Raw genomic sequence first — 13,806 nt, 5'->3', positions numbered from 1 at the left:
CACGACAGTGGCCATCGCTTTCCAGACCTCAAGATGTCAACTACTCGTCTTCGCCGTCGTCGGTGTGCTCGATAACTCCGATACTGGGTGTCGACTCCAGCGTGGGCACGTCTTGCGTCGCCCCTGGCACGATCACCTTCGATACCTTCATATCTTCCTCATCGCGGCGGCGCCGCATCCTCACTCTGGGCGCGACACTGCCGCTTGGCGCAACCGGAGGTCTCATCGGCACCTCGGCCGCATTTGTCGCTGTAGCGCCGAAGGCCCGCGCCTCTCCCGAACGCCAGTTGGCCGGCATCCGAAATCCGGTTGAGGCCCCCGACATCGATCCCGGTCCGCCGCGCGTCATTCCGAGAACGACCGAACTGCTGACTCCTCCGTTCAAGCCGGCGACCGTGGGCGAAGACTGCGAGGCATCATGGAGGCCCGGGTAATTCGTCGGGCTGCTGTCGAATCCGTTCGCACCTGGATCGGGGTTGGAAGTAGCAGGGTCGACGCCTGGTGTTGTCTGCATGGTGTCGGTCGGCGCTGTGGTCGTCGTCGGATCCGTCATAGCCTCCGTGCTGCTGGTAGACGATTGGTGTGCGCCCGACCCGGACCCTTTACCGGGGCCGCCGGAGGTCGACGACGGTCCGCCCGACGTCGGTGAGTGCAGCAGTCCTCCCGACGTCGGTGAATGCAGCGATCTCGTCGCAAGACTCTCCAGAACGGTCGACATCCTGGTCGACACCTCTGGTCCGCCTGCGTTGGAGACGATTGGTTGTGCGGTCACAGGTGGCGGAAAACGGGCCAGAATGCCGGAGAGCGTGCCGGCATATTGATCCATGACCGCGGTGGCGGCGGCGAGGATCGCTGCGCTCTCGCTCTCTGCCAACATCAACACCGGAAGGGTTGGAGCGGCAAATATACTGGCCGCCGCCATCGCGGTCTGTCTGGCCACGAAATCTATGAGCTCCGCCTGTACCGCCAGCATTTCTCGGTATGCTGTTTTATATGCAGCCTCGGCTTCCTTCAGGAGCACGGAGGTTTTGAGAGCCGCATCAGACTGTTCACGTAACGAGTTCGCATGCCTTCGAAACGCCGCCTGCGCGATATCGGAGGAGAGCGATCGCCAGGTCTCGCCCATCTCGGTCATCGAACCGTCAGTGCTGTGCGCAGCGGCATCTAACTGCACCGCGATGGCGGAATACGCCTTTGCCGCATCCTGAATCGATGCGACCCCATGCCCGGTGAGCAATGGGTGGATAATCGCCTCCGCAGCAATCACGAAGGGATCAACATACGGCAGCATGGCATCAGCCTTCAAACGAAATGGTTTATCGACTTATGCTTCGAACGCCGAATGCGCCTCGACGGAAGCGGCTCCGAACAGGTCGGCACTGACGTAGTCCGCTGCGATGACCGGCAGCACCGCAGTCGCCGCCTCGCCGCAACCGATCATCTCGAGCGCACTGGGAAAGAAGGCCGCAGCGTACGCAAGGGTAGCGGGCAGTATCTGCGCACTCACAACATCGAAACCCGGAGGTTTCGCAACGGCAACCGACGCACCCGCCACTATGGTTTGCAGAACGCCGGACTGGGCAACATTGAGTTGTCCAGCGATAACCGGAAGATGTTCCGGAGCAACCTCAAGAGACATGTAGTTTTCCTAACGACTGCCAGTGGAGGAGTATCTCCACCTATTTCGGCTACTAGACTTTCCAAATAGGGATTTGGCGATCCTGCCAACAAGGCTAATGTCGGATACAGATTCGATATGACACACTGTCGCTCCTCGCCAACCTCAAGAAGGGAGCGCATTAACGTTACAGACCGGGAAGCTCACCGGGGTCGACCATTGCCACACCGGGACTGCAGGCCTGCCACGGCCAGCGATCCAGCGAGAATCGCCACTACGGCAATACCCAGCTTGGCTCCGCGTCTGAGCACATGCATCAATAGCTCCTTCCAGCGCAACAATGATCTTGGACTCCCGACGGACAACTACAGGCTGGCTGTCGGCGACCGTATGCTCATCGGCTACCATGCCTCATGATCTCGGACAAAATGGCCCGTTGGCAGCAAGTTGCCACACGCTCGTAGCGAGATACGTCAGCGATCAGGCTTGCGATAGAACCGTCGGCTTCTCTCGATGGCCAGCCTGTCATCAGGCCGCTCCCAGTTCAACGCAAGGGGCCGGTGCGATTCGGTGAGAGGTTCGACAACGCAGCCCGACCGGCCGGTGAGATCATCACGGTCTCGTATTTGACCTCTGCCAGTCGGCGGTTTCTGCGCGACCCGGGCGTCATCATGGATGCTGCTTCCGTTGGAGCGGTTCCGCAGTGATCCCACTCGGCTCGTCACGCTCGTCGATAGGTTTCCTTGCGTGGCCCGGTGTGGCGTTGTCAGGAGCGAATACCGCCGACCGACCCTCTGAGGCGTGGTCCGGGGCCGATACCGTGGGCCGACTCCGCCCGGCTCGAACAGCATCGGCCGTCTTCGACCAGGGAGTCCTCAAAGCCAACTCAGACTCTGTAGTTGGACGAGACGTACTCCGCTTCGCGGTGCGGCGCGGCGACGGTGTCACCGGGAGTCCAGGTGAGTTGCCGACAGCCTTGGGTCGTCCCCAGGGTGAAGTGCTGTTATTGGAAGAAGTTCGCCCGTCGACTTCAGGCACGCTGGTCGGCGAGGTTGTCGGCATCGCAGCCGATCCGAGAGTCCCGGGGAATGCGAGTCTATCGGCTCCTGGTGGAATCTAATCTAAGCCGGTGACGGGTTCAATCTGGCCGATCACGCCAGCATCGATCATCATCGGCTGCCGATGTTTGGTACCGAGGTTGCGCGACCTCCAGTTGCAGGCGCTGACCCAGTCAGCGCGGTGACCATCTCAAGCTGCGCATCGCCGCGGCCAAGCGATTCGCCCTTGGTCGATGCACATTGGCCAGGCGAGAAACCACTTCCGGACAACCGCATCAACGATTGCCCTCGATTCCTCGACCGCTGACCTGCCCCGGAGGCCGCAGCCGGGCTCACCGCTGCCCGCCACGAAGCGTTCTGCCGCAAACGCCGCTACCGCAGCCGCCGTGGCGGCATCGACCCGCTGACCCGGCTGCGCAGCGTCCCCATCGCCGCCAGTCGCCTCAGCGAAACTGTCGTCGCGCAGCTGATCTGCACTCAGTCGCGGTGGTGTGATCGGTCCGGGCATCATCGACACCGTCGACACCCTGATAACCGACGCCCTTGGCAACCACGCCTACGCGCAGCTGCTGGCCGCCCTGCCCCATTTTCAGCACCTTGAACCTGGCCCAGATCATCGGAGAGGTCGGCCCGATCCTCGAACGCGCCATCAACTTCGAACAGCTGGCCGCTGAAGCCGGTATTGCCCGGGTTACCCGCGCCCTCGGCAAACCCACACGGCCGCGTTCCACCAACCGGCGAGTCCGCCAAGCTCATCTGGATCGACAACAGCCGCAACTCCGGCCCAAGGCCGCCGACCGATACACCCAAGCCCGCACAGGCAACGACACCCAGATGCGATCCGCACTCTCGGCCGAGCCTGCTGCGTGTAATTCTGGCCTGCCGACACAGGAAACCCACTACAACCCCGACCGACAGAAGCCGGAAAACAGCCGACGGCCGCAAAGAGGTCGGTTGAGCACTACCTACGTGACCGGCCCTCTCGTCAGCAGCTGCTCGCGCAGGCGCTGCGGCGCAACCGCGGTCACCGTCGCGACAGCCCACGCCGCGAACAGCAGGCTCCCAGTGCGGTTATCGGCGGCGGGCAGCTGCCGGCGCAGCGTCTCGACCAGCACCGCGGATGCCTATCCGATGCGTATCGTGCCGGCGTCGTTACTCAAGTGGGAGCGGTCGTCGGAGAGTAACGTCGGGAATGTGCACAGCCGGTCGAACAGCCCCCAAGCTCATAGGCGTAGTGCATCGTGTGTCGACGCGCATTGCGCGCAGCGCGACATATGGCGCGTCCGATACGCCGCCGAACCGGTGGGTGTGGATCCGGCCACCAACCCGACTGCTGGCCTCGTAGACGTCGATTGGTGCCAAAGTCGGCTCAATTGGTATGCGACGACGAGGCTCGCAATGCCGACGACGAGCACCGCGGTCGTTTTCGCACGTGTTCCGTCCGCAGCTCCCGGCGTCTGATCATGGAGGTAGCCGAACGACCGCTGTTGTGCACACTGGTCCTCCTTCAGGTAACCGCACTTCCGCATCGACGGCCATGCGCCTGCCCGAATAAACACTATTGGCACTCACTCTTTGATCTGGCCCGGTGGCAACAAGCTGCCGCGGACTCGCGGTACAGCGGCGGGCCTGCGAACTTCTTTCTGTGAGTCACGCTGTTGTGTCGGTGGCGATTTTGCCTTCGAGCGGATCGGCCTCAGCGCCACGCATCTGTCGTCGTCAGGGGTGGGGGGTCCGAAAACAAGACGAATCTGCTGAGGGTGCGGTCCGTCCGTCGAGCCGTCGTCGGGGCTTGGTCCGCCCACTCCACGCGGGGGCCTATCTACCGAATTTGGGAGTTCAACCCGCAAAGGTTCGGTCTCCGGCACGGCTCGGGACTCCTCTCCGTGATCGGCTACTGATCGCGAAACGGCCGGATCGCCGAATAGCGCACGACGGCAGGACTATGGCAGAGATTTTAGAGGTTATTTCCAAACTTTCGCATGTCCAGGCCTGGAATATTCTGCTGCGGCTTCAGGACAACGCTGGCGTCAGTATGCGCCGGTTGGCACAGCGTCAGTTCAGCGTTCGAGGTCTGTTGTGTTGTGATCTGCAACTCGAAAGGAATTCCGGCATGATCAGATAAATCGACGGCGTTCTCCACACGCAACCGCTCCGAATGGCCGGTTTCCGAATACCCCATTATTGCGGCCAGAGGACAAACGCCACCGCCTGGGCTTTGTACTTCTCGGTGAAACTAAGCCGTGTCGAACCCGACATCGCCGCCCCGGAACTACCGCGCGGTCCCGACTTGTGTGTCCACCGAACCGGGAACGGTCCATGCACTGCACGCGGGGACCTTGTGCGCTAAATGTCCTGGTCACCGCGGCGCAACCAATTTCGCTTCGCATTGAGTAGAGAGACAACTTTCATGCGCTCGATCCTCCACCTCGTTCTCGCCTCGACCGCCATGCTGATGCCTTCGGCCACATCGGCTATCGGCACCGCGACCGCTTCGAACAGCATCGAAGCAACCTATAACCGACTCGGCCCCTACATGACAACGACGAGCACCGTTTCCGATGAGAACGGTAACAGCTTCGCGATCTACCGGCCCACCGATTATTCCACACTCGGATTTGCCAGTCCCATCTTGACATGGGGTAACGGAACAGATGCGACACCGAGTCAATACACAGCCGTCCTTACTCAAATCGCGTCCTACGGCTTCACAGTCATCGCCAGCACCCTGCCCAACACCGGAAGCGGCAAAGAAATCGATGCCGCGACCTCATACTTGATAGCCCAAAACCACCTGTCCGCAAGCCCGTTCCACAACCACCTCGATACCGCCCGCATCGGAGCCTTTGGACACTCCCAGGGGGCAACCGGTGCAGTGAACGCAGCCACCCACAATCCGTCCCGCTATGCCACGGTCCTCACCTTCTCCCTGCCCGATCAACGGTGGTCGACCACCAATCCCAATTGCCCTACCGCCGATATGTGTACACCGCACCCCGAGCAGCTCAAGGCCCCCACCTTCCTGATCGCCACGCACGGAACTCTCGACGCCGCGATCGCCTCACCCTCGACCGAGACCGCCTACTTCAGAAATATTCCGAATCACGCGGCCCTTGGACTTGTCGGCAGAGGAGTCGATCACCTTACCCCTCACGACAGCCATGACCCTGCCGCGGAACTCGGCTATGCCACCGCATGGTTCCTCTACCAGTTGCGTGGCGACACTACTGCGGCGGCCGCGTTCACTGGACCACACCCGGAACTGACCGGCAATATCGACTGGCCGGAAAGCCTAACAAAATAAGCAGCCGCGACAGCAGTCGGGCTACTGCCCACCCGGCGAGCTCCCACACCACCGAGTGCACCTGGCTTGTCAAGCGCACGGTCCGCCGCTGGTAGCGTTCCAAATCCCGGGTCGAGGTTCCCCCTAATCCAGGGGAACATCAGCGGATTATCTGGGTCCGGCTGGAACCCGGTCATGGTAACTGGCTTCGTACTCGTCGGGTGATCGCCAGCCGAGCTCCATCGACTGCGCGATCCCGTTGTCGGCCAACCGGCTCGCGAACCGGATCGCAGTCTAGGTGCCGGATTCAACTGATCGTTGCAACACCTCGATCGTGGAGGTGTCGAGGTGGGAATTGGTCCGCAGCAGAGACGGGTTCGTGAGTACCGGGGCCAGATTCCGTCGCCGGGTCGACCGACGGTGGCCTGGCGTGAGGATCGGGTGCGGTTCTGGGCGGCGATCGCGCGCGGGGTGATGACCGAGGACGCGGCGGCGGAAGCGGGGGTGTCCTCGCCGGTCGGGTTCCGATGGTTCCGGCATGCTGGCGGAGTGAATCCGCGTTCGCCTCAGTCTGTTTCGGGCCGGTATTTATCTTCGGGCGAGCGGGAGGACATCGCGTTGCGGCGGGCTCGGGGCGAGGGAGCGCGGGAGATCGCTCGTCGGCTCGGTCGGAGTCCGTCGACGATCTCGCGGGAGTTGCGTCGCAACGCCTCGACCCGTTCGTACTGGCTGGACTACAAGGCCTCGACGGCGCAATGGCATGCCGAACGTCGGGCCAGGCGCCCCAAGATCGCCAAACTGGTCGCCAACGACCGGCTGCGCGCATACGTGCAAGACAAGCTCTCCGGGGTCGTGCGAACTGCCGACGGACGTGCCGTGGCCGGCCCGGTCGGTCCGGAGTGGAAAGGGCGCAACAAGCCGCATCGCGGTGATCGGGCGTGGGTGAACGCATGGAGCCCGGAGCAGATCTCGAACCGGCTGAAACTCGAATTCCCCGACGACGAGTCAATGCGAATCAGTCATGAGGCGATCTACCAGGCACTGTATGTCGATTCCCGGGGCGGGCTCGAACGCGAACTCGTCGGCTGCCTGCGCCGAGGCCGGGCGTTGCGGGTCCCGCGCGCACGCGCCAAGCAGAAAGCGTGGGCACATGTGACCGCCGAGACGCTCATCGGTAACCGGCCCGCGGAGATCGGCGAGCGGGTGGTCGCCGGGCATTGGGAAGGCGATCTGATCATCGGGTTGCAGCGTTCGGCGATCGGCACCCTGGTCGAGCGGACGACCCGGTTCACGATGCTGATCCACCTGCCTCGCGAGGACGGATACGGTGTCATCGCACGCACCAAGAACGGACCCGCTCTCGCTGGCTACGGCGCGGTGACCATGACCGACGCGCTCACCCGAACGCTGCGCCCGCTGCCGCCGCCGCTGCGTCGATCGCTGACCTGGGACCGGGGCAAGGAATTGTCCGACCACGCACGGTTCACCGCCCGCACCGGCGTCGAGGTCTACTTCGCCGATCCGAAGAGCCCATGGCAACGCGGCACCAACGAGAATACGAATGGCCTTCTGCGCCAATATTTTCCGAAAGGCACCGACCTCTCTCGCTGGGGTGCTCGAGACATCGCTGCCATCGCGCACACGCTCAACTCCCGACCCCGCAAAATCCTAGGCTGGAAGACGCCCGCTGAAGCCTTCACCGAGCAGCTACGATCGCTCCAACAAACCGGTGTTGCGACGACCGATTGAATACGGCGGTCGAGCCACGGTCGGAATGATGGACCAGCTGCCCGTCACGGACATCGCGGATCCCCACCGCGTATTCGAGAGCACCGAGTACCAGTTCGGTGTCGCACCGGTCCGAACACTTCCAGCCTACGATCCGGTTCGAGAACACGTGCCCGGACCGCGGCCAGCCAGAACACACCCTCACCACACACGATGCGGGTGGCGTCGGCGACCCATAGCCGGTCCGGCTCACCGGCGGTGAAGTCACGGTTGACCAGGTCCGGGGCCGGGGTGGCACGCGGATCCTGCCGAGTCGAACCCAGGCGCCACTTCTTGCGCAAGAACGCGCCCTGCAACCCGGCACCCCGCATCAGCCGCTCGACTCGCTTGCGGCCGATCGAGATCCCCCGCCGACGCAGCATCGTATGGATCCGAGGTGACCCGTAGGTCCCGCCCGAGCTGGTATGGATATCGACGATCTCAGCCAGCAACCCCTGGTCGGCCAGCCGCCGCCGAGCCGGCGGGTGCGCCTGCTGCAACCAGCCGTAATACGTCGATGACGCGATGCCCAGAACCAGCAATACGAGCTCGACCGGGTGCTGCGGATGTTCGCTGACGAACCGCATGATCACCGCCACCAAACCGCCGCCATTAGATAAGTCGACGGTTCAAAACCTCGTCCGCCGCGCTCGGGGCGCGCGTGAAACTCGAGCCAGATCTTGGATCCGACCTCGCGGCAGCAAGCTGCCACGGATTCGCGGCTCGGAGGCGGGACTGCCACATTTGCCTGTATGAGTCACGTCTCTCGTGTCGGTGGCAATCTTGTCGTCGAGCGGATCGGTGTCAGCGCCAGGTCCCTGTCTTCGCCGAAGTTCAGGGTCGTCGACCCAGGCCCTGGAAACGATGCGAAACTGCTGACGACGCGAATCGGCCACCGAATCGTCATCGTTGAAGGTCCGGCTTCCAGCCCGCCACGGAGCATCCGTTGATGATCGGGGACTGATCGCGAGATTGCCGGATGTCTGGCATATCGTACGGCCGCCAGGCAGCGGCAGGGCTTGCCGGATGATTGCCTGGCTCCTCGCGTGTCCGAGCCCGGAATATTCTGCAGCGGTTTCGCGCCAGCGTCATAAGGAATTGTTCGGCGCGGCACCAGTTCGGCGTTCGAGATCTGTTGTATTCGTTTGCGAGCTGCAACTCGAACGTTCTGTGCGGCATGATCTTGAGTTCAAGGGGGATGGTTGACCACACCACAATCCGCTGCCCGGTCCCGTGGTGTTCGCTGCCGGTCGCGGCGCCGGGGCCTGGGCATCGTCGCGACCACCGCGGTGCTGTGGGGCGTGGCGGTGGCCGCGCCCTCACCGGCGGGTGCGGAACCGCGGACACCGCCACCGAGTTCCGGGTCCTCCGCAGCAAGATCCGAGCCGCAGCAGCACATGTACCTGCCGGGTCCGGCGGTGATCGATCACATCGAGCCGATCACCGAGCGCTGGTTGCGGGTGTATGTGAGCTCACCGGCGATGGGCCGCCTCGTGCAGGTGCAGGTGCTGCTGCCGGCCGATCGGAGTACACCGCGCCCCACGGTGTACATGCTCGACGGCCGCAACGCCGAGGAAGGCAACAACGGCTGGAGCCAGCACGGCGGCGCGGTGGGGTTCTTCGCGGAAAAGAATGTGAACGTCGTGCTGACCACCGGCGGCGCGGCCAGCTACTACACCGACTGGCAGCACCGCGACCGAGTGCTGGGCACCAACAAATGGGAGACCTTCCTCACCCGGGAACTGCCACCGCTGATCGACGCGCACTTCGACGGCAACGGCCGCAACGCCATCGAAGGCACCTCCATGGGCGCCGAAGCCGCCATGATGCTGGCGACCCGCACGCCCGGACTCTACAAAGCGGTCGCCGCCCACAGCGGCTGCTACCTGTTGAGCACCGGCTTCGGCCAGACACAGGCCCGCGCGATAGTGCAAACCTGGGGCGGTGACCCGGATAACATGTTCGGCCGACACGATGACCCCGACTGGGCCGCCCACGATCCGACGGTAAATGCGGCCGCCTTACGCGGCACCGCGATCTACCTCTCCACCGGCAGCGGCCTGCCCGGCGAACACGAGGTGGCGGGCAACCCCGAACTACACGATGCGATCACCGTCGGCGGTCCCCTCGAATCCGGCACCGATGCTTGCACCCGCCGATTCGCCGACCGGCTCACCCAACTGAGCATCCCCGCCACCACCAACTTCCGGCCCACCGGTACCCACTCCTGGCCCTACTGGGCCGACGAACTACATCGATCCTGGCCCACCATCACCACAGCACTCACCAACAAGAACTGAAAAACACCACACAGCAAAGAAAAGAAGGAAGCTGCTCCACTGCGAAAGCGCGGCTGCGGCTACGCGGGCGAGAAGCAGCGCGTCGTCGGCGGCGACGGTAGGTGACTGCGGCGCCGGTCGATGAGTCCAGTGTCCTGATCCTGCGGCTGAGTGGTGCTCTGACACGGGCTGGTGAGCGGGGCCGCTACGTTCTCGTCGCGTTCTTCGCCGCGGGCTGGCCCTTCAGCCAGCTCGGCGGCGTCGACGCGCATTTCCGTAGCCTGTGCTCGACCAAAACGGCCCACGCGCTAAGGCCGTCGCCACCGCGGGACGGTGTCGGCGGCCTTGGTAATCCAGCCATTCCCCTCTCGATATGACAAGGAGAACTGTGTCCGGCGGCTTCATCGATCTGCGTTCCGGTGTAGCGCACCCGGCCCGTATGTATGACTACTTCCTCGGTGGCAAAGATTTCTATGAAGCCGACCGGGCCGCTGCCGAGCAGGCGCTCCAAGAATTTCCGGCGGTCCGGTTGACCGCGCGCACCAACCGCGAATTCATGCGTCACGCTACTCGGTACCTCACCGAACACGGTATACGCCAGTTCCTCGACATCGGCACCGGTATCCCAACTGAACCCAATCTGCACCAGGTCGCCCAAGGTTTGGCGCCCGAATCCCGGGTGGTATATGTCGACAACGACCCGATTGTGCTCGCCCACGCGAGGGCGCTGCTGGTCAGCGCAGCCGAGGGCCGCACTGCCTACATTCAGGCCGATGTTGCAGAGCCCGAGGCCATCCTCGCCGCGCCGCAGCTGCGGGAAACGTTGGATTTGTCGCAACCGGTGGCGGTGTCACTCATGGCCGTGCTTCACTTCGTATCCGGCGACGTCTACGACATCGTGAGCACGTTGATGACATCGTTGGTGCCGGGTTCCTATCTCGCGATGTCGCATGTCACGACGGACTTCGATGCCGGGCCCGAGGATCCGGAAGGAATGGCAAGGCTGCTGCGAGTCTATGCTGAACGGGGAATTCCTGTGCGGCCGCGCACCCGTGCCGAGGTCGCACGGTTCTTCGAGGAGTTGGAACTGGTGGATCCGGGAGTCGAGGTGATCCACCGATGGCGCACCACCGGCATCGAGCGTCCGCGCAGCCACGACAAAAAGGTCTCGCTCTACGGCGCTGTTGGCCGCAAAGCATGGACCTGATCCGCGTCCATATGCAGAACTGACCCATGCAAGGGATCCCTTCACCAGTTGAGCCCGAAAGTTCGCTGTAGCGACCTGCCTAGTGCTGCGTTCCTCAAAGGTATCCCAGGAGCTTGGATGTCAAGTGGCGGTATGCTTCTCGGTAGGCGTCCAGGCTGTGGTCTCGTTGTAAAGTGTTCGGTCCCAGACCTGGCTGGGACACGCTGATCTCAGCGGCCGGGTGCTTCCCTAGATGGGCCTCGACCTGCCCTTGCAGAGTCTTGATCTGGGTGTTGAGGACGGTCAGGACCGCCCACAACGCCCGCACCGAGGCGCCGTAGGCATCGGCTACGACCTCGAGCTGGCCGAGTTGTTGGGAACGCAGTGCGTCCTGGATGGCCGCGGCCTTGTCTACGACATTTTTGCGGCGCGCCGAAAGCCGCCAGTGCGGCGGGGAAGTGGTCCCGCAGCGCATGACGCAACCGCTGGATGTGGCGGGTCCGTTCCCAGATCATCGTCTTGTGCATACGAGTCACGACCTTCACAGCCTCGACACGAGCCGAATCGCCAGCCACAGGCCGCATTCGGGTCCATGGGTGCGGACCATGTCGGCCATTACGGGGTTCCGGACTGGCAGGGGCTCGTAATCAACTGTCGCGAGTAGGTGTCCAGCCTGTCGGCTTCCGGGACCGGGTACCTGTGGCGTAACGGCCGTAGATCGTGGCGACTTGGGCGGCGGCCCGGGTGGTCGTGTGGTGGTGGTAGCCGAGAGCGTCGGCGACGACCGGGCCGGAAGTTCGAGGACATGCTGGTGCAGTGCACCGACACGGCCCAGGCGGGACGGAACGCCGAGAGCGTTGATCAGGTCACTGAGGGTCGTGGGGTGCATCGGCTGGCCGGCGCGGCGACCGGGAAACAACCAACGGCAGTCGCGATTGGTTGCGGTGTTCATGTTGGTGCGCTGCTCGATCCATGTCAGCAGCAGCTCAGCGACGGCGGCGGGGACCGGTGACGGTGGTTCGCCCAGGTTCAGCAGCACCTGGCCGTCGACATCGGTGACATCGTCGATGGTGAGCCGGACGATGCGGCTGACGGACTGGGCGTAGAGCAGCACGATCGCCGCCGCGACGCGGGACCTCAAGGGCCAGTTCGGATCGGTGAGCACGCGACCGAGAAGGTCGATGCGCTGCTCGGCGGGCATCGGGGTCGCCGGACCGATCACGACGGTCGGGAGCCGGAACTGGCGGGTGAGGTTGTTGGCGACGCACCAGTGCAGAAACCCGCGAATGTTGGTGCGGGCGTGGGCATTGTGCTCGATATACCAGGCATCGATATCCGCTTGGCCGCAGCCAGCGAGCGTGAGGTTGTGCTCGGCGAGCCAGCCACGGAACCGCGTCGCCTGTCTGATTTGGTTCATGAATCCCCGTTGACTTCCGGCGGTCAGGGGCCGTCGTGCGGCTCGCGCCCGCAGTCGCGGCTGGACGTCCCAGATGGCGAACCTCTTGATCAAGCGAGCCTGGTCCGGATCGGTGATGGTGGCGAGGTGCTGGATCAGCCATCGTTCGAACGCGCAGATCTGCTTGTCGGCCGGAGGCAGGATGTCGCAGGCCATCAGCAGTTCCTCCAGATGTGCGGCGGCCCGCCAGGGCTGTAGAACGTGGAAAGCCTCGTGGGTCAGCTCGATCTCGCCGCGACCGAGTTCGGCCAGCAGGTCCGCCGGTGCCCGGTCGCGGCCTTTGCGGTGTTTCAACCAGCACAGTCCCGACAGCGGGGCGTTCATTGTCAGCAGGTGCGCAGCCAGCGGCGCGAGTTCGGTGCGGACGCGGCCGGTGTCGTCGCTGAGTAGATCGGCGAGCTCGTCGGCGAAGGCGCAGCGCGTGCAGCGATGCCGACCATGGAGCTTGCCCTCGTGGCCGCAGCGCGAACACCGGTAGGAGACAGTGAATCCGGCGCAGTCAACGCAGACCAGTGCTTGGTCGCCTGGCCGCAGACCAGGCAAGACCCGGTCCTCGCCGCACCCCGGACAACGTCCGCGGACCCTCAGCGCGCGGTCGTGGCAGGTGCGGCAGACCCTGCCGTCGGGCCAGGTCGCGGCGAAGCAGCCGAACCGACCGCAGGTCGTCTTGTGCCAGCGTTCATATTGTTCGACGGTCCGGTAGGCCGGGCTCATGCGTCCGGCAGGATCCGGGCCGCGCGCGGGCGCAGTTTCGCGACGTTCGCCGGGACCGACCCGGGCAGGTCGTCGGTGGGGGTGCGGCTGACACCGGCGTTCTCCGCGGTGGTGGCGACCAGGTCGGCCGGGGTGCAGCCCAGGATATCGCAAAGCGCCGAAAGCACTTGCAGGGAAAGCCGTTCCGGCATCCCGGATACGAGGCGGTGGACCTGGGAGGCGGACAGGTTGATGCCGCGTTCGTGCAGCAACGGGACCAGTTCGGTGGCGTTGAACTTGTCGCGGGTGGCCATCAGCTCGCGCAGGCGCCAAGTGTAGCCGACGGTGCGTTTCATGCGTTCCTTACCTTTTCTGGTGGTGGTTGGGCCCGCAGCCGGTGGGTTGAATCACCCGGGAACGGCGGGTATGGCTTTCATGTGTTTGCTGAGGTTCATGGCCGCAGGAG

General features: G+C 63.8%; 13 protein-coding genes. 4 read left to right on the top strand and 9 right to left on the bottom strand.

Annotated elements, in window-relative coordinates; all coding sequences use genetic code 11:
• Positions 1-40: 40 nt before the first annotated feature.
• The 5 genes from ACL03I_RS37440 to ACL03I_RS37420 all read right to left on the bottom strand — a co-directional run bounded on the left by ACL03I_RS37440 (position 41) and on the right by ACL03I_RS37420 (position 4,819).
• Positions 41-1,306, bottom strand: a complete 1,266-nt coding sequence (locus ACL03I_RS37440; RefSeq protein WP_412808399.1) for a PPE domain-containing protein — start codon at positions 1,304-1,306, stop codon at positions 41-43.
• 18 nt (positions 1,307-1,324) lie between these two features.
• Complete coding sequence (locus ACL03I_RS37435) at positions 1,325-1,639, bottom strand: hypothetical protein (protein WP_412808398.1); 315 nt, start codon at positions 1,637-1,639, stop codon at positions 1,325-1,327.
• 2,002 nt (positions 1,640-3,641) lie between these two features.
• A complete protein-coding gene (locus tag ACL03I_RS37430; protein WP_412808397.1) occupies positions 3,642-3,791 on the bottom strand; it encodes a hypothetical protein in 150 nt (49 codons plus the stop codon).
• 37 nt (positions 3,792-3,828) lie between these two features.
• Positions 3,829-4,038 (bottom strand): FAD-dependent oxidoreductase, encoded by a 210-nt coding sequence (locus tag ACL03I_RS37425; RefSeq protein ID WP_412808396.1) that lies wholly within the window; start codon positions 4,036-4,038, stop codon positions 3,829-3,831.
• A gap of 595 nt (positions 4,039-4,633) precedes the next feature.
• Positions 4,634-4,819: a hypothetical protein gene (locus ACL03I_RS37420; RefSeq protein WP_412808395.1), complete on the bottom strand. Its 186-nt coding sequence runs from the start codon at positions 4,817-4,819 to the stop codon at positions 4,634-4,636.
• A gap of 267 nt (positions 4,820-5,086) precedes the next feature.
• Here ACL03I_RS37420 and ACL03I_RS37415 point away from each other — a divergent pair, with 267 nt between their 5' ends.
• Both ACL03I_RS37415 and ACL03I_RS37410 read left to right on the top strand, forming a co-directional pair.
• On the top strand, positions 5,087-5,980 hold the full coding sequence (locus tag ACL03I_RS37415) for a poly(ethylene terephthalate) hydrolase family protein (RefSeq protein WP_412808394.1): 894 nt from the start codon (positions 5,087-5,089) through the stop codon (positions 5,978-5,980).
• Positions 5,981-6,313: 333 nt separating this feature from the next.
• Complete coding sequence (locus tag ACL03I_RS37410; protein ID WP_459561398.1) at positions 6,314-7,708, top strand: IS30 family transposase; 1,395 nt, start codon at positions 6,314-6,316, stop codon at positions 7,706-7,708.
• 44 nt (positions 7,709-7,752) lie between these two features.
• Here ACL03I_RS37410 and ACL03I_RS37405 read toward each other — a convergent pair whose 3' ends face one another.
• Entirely contained in the window at positions 7,753-8,313 is a 561-nt protein-coding gene (locus ACL03I_RS37405) for an IS3 family transposase (RefSeq protein WP_412808393.1), read from the bottom strand.
• A gap of 615 nt (positions 8,314-8,928) precedes the next feature.
• Here ACL03I_RS37405 and ACL03I_RS37400 point away from each other — a divergent pair.
• Entirely contained in the window at positions 8,929-10,026 is a 1,098-nt protein-coding gene (locus ACL03I_RS37400; RefSeq protein WP_412808392.1) for an alpha/beta hydrolase, read from the top strand.
• Between the two features lie 367 nt (positions 10,027-10,393).
• Complete coding sequence (locus ACL03I_RS37395; protein WP_412808391.1) at positions 10,394-11,212, top strand: SAM-dependent methyltransferase; 819 nt, start codon at positions 10,394-10,396, stop codon at positions 11,210-11,212.
• Positions 11,213-11,306: 94 nt separating this feature from the next.
• Here the strand turns inward: ACL03I_RS37395 and ACL03I_RS37390 are convergent, their stop codons facing one another.
• The 3 genes from ACL03I_RS37390 to ACL03I_RS37380 all read right to left on the bottom strand — a co-directional run bounded on the left by ACL03I_RS37390 (position 11,307) and on the right by ACL03I_RS37380 (position 13,696).
• Positions 11,307-11,666, bottom strand: a complete 360-nt coding sequence (locus ACL03I_RS37390) for a hypothetical protein (protein ID WP_412808390.1) — start codon at positions 11,664-11,666, stop codon at positions 11,307-11,309.
• A 66-nt stretch (positions 11,667-11,732) separates the two neighbouring features.
• A complete protein-coding gene (locus ACL03I_RS37385) occupies positions 11,733-13,190 on the bottom strand; it encodes a hypothetical protein (RefSeq protein ID WP_412808389.1) in 1,458 nt (485 codons plus the stop codon).
• Positions 13,191-13,357: 167 nt separating this feature from the next.
• Positions 13,358-13,696, bottom strand: a complete 339-nt coding sequence (locus tag ACL03I_RS37380; protein WP_412808388.1) for a helix-turn-helix domain-containing protein — start codon at positions 13,694-13,696, stop codon at positions 13,358-13,360.
• Positions 13,697-13,806 lie beyond the last annotated feature (110 nt).

It is taken from the genome of Nocardia sichangensis, from assembly GCF_047200615.1.
GTDB lineage: Bacteria > Actinomycetota > Actinomycetes > Mycobacteriales > Mycobacteriaceae > Nocardia > Nocardia sichangensis.
This window is presented reverse-complemented; position numbering and strand designations above follow the sequence as displayed.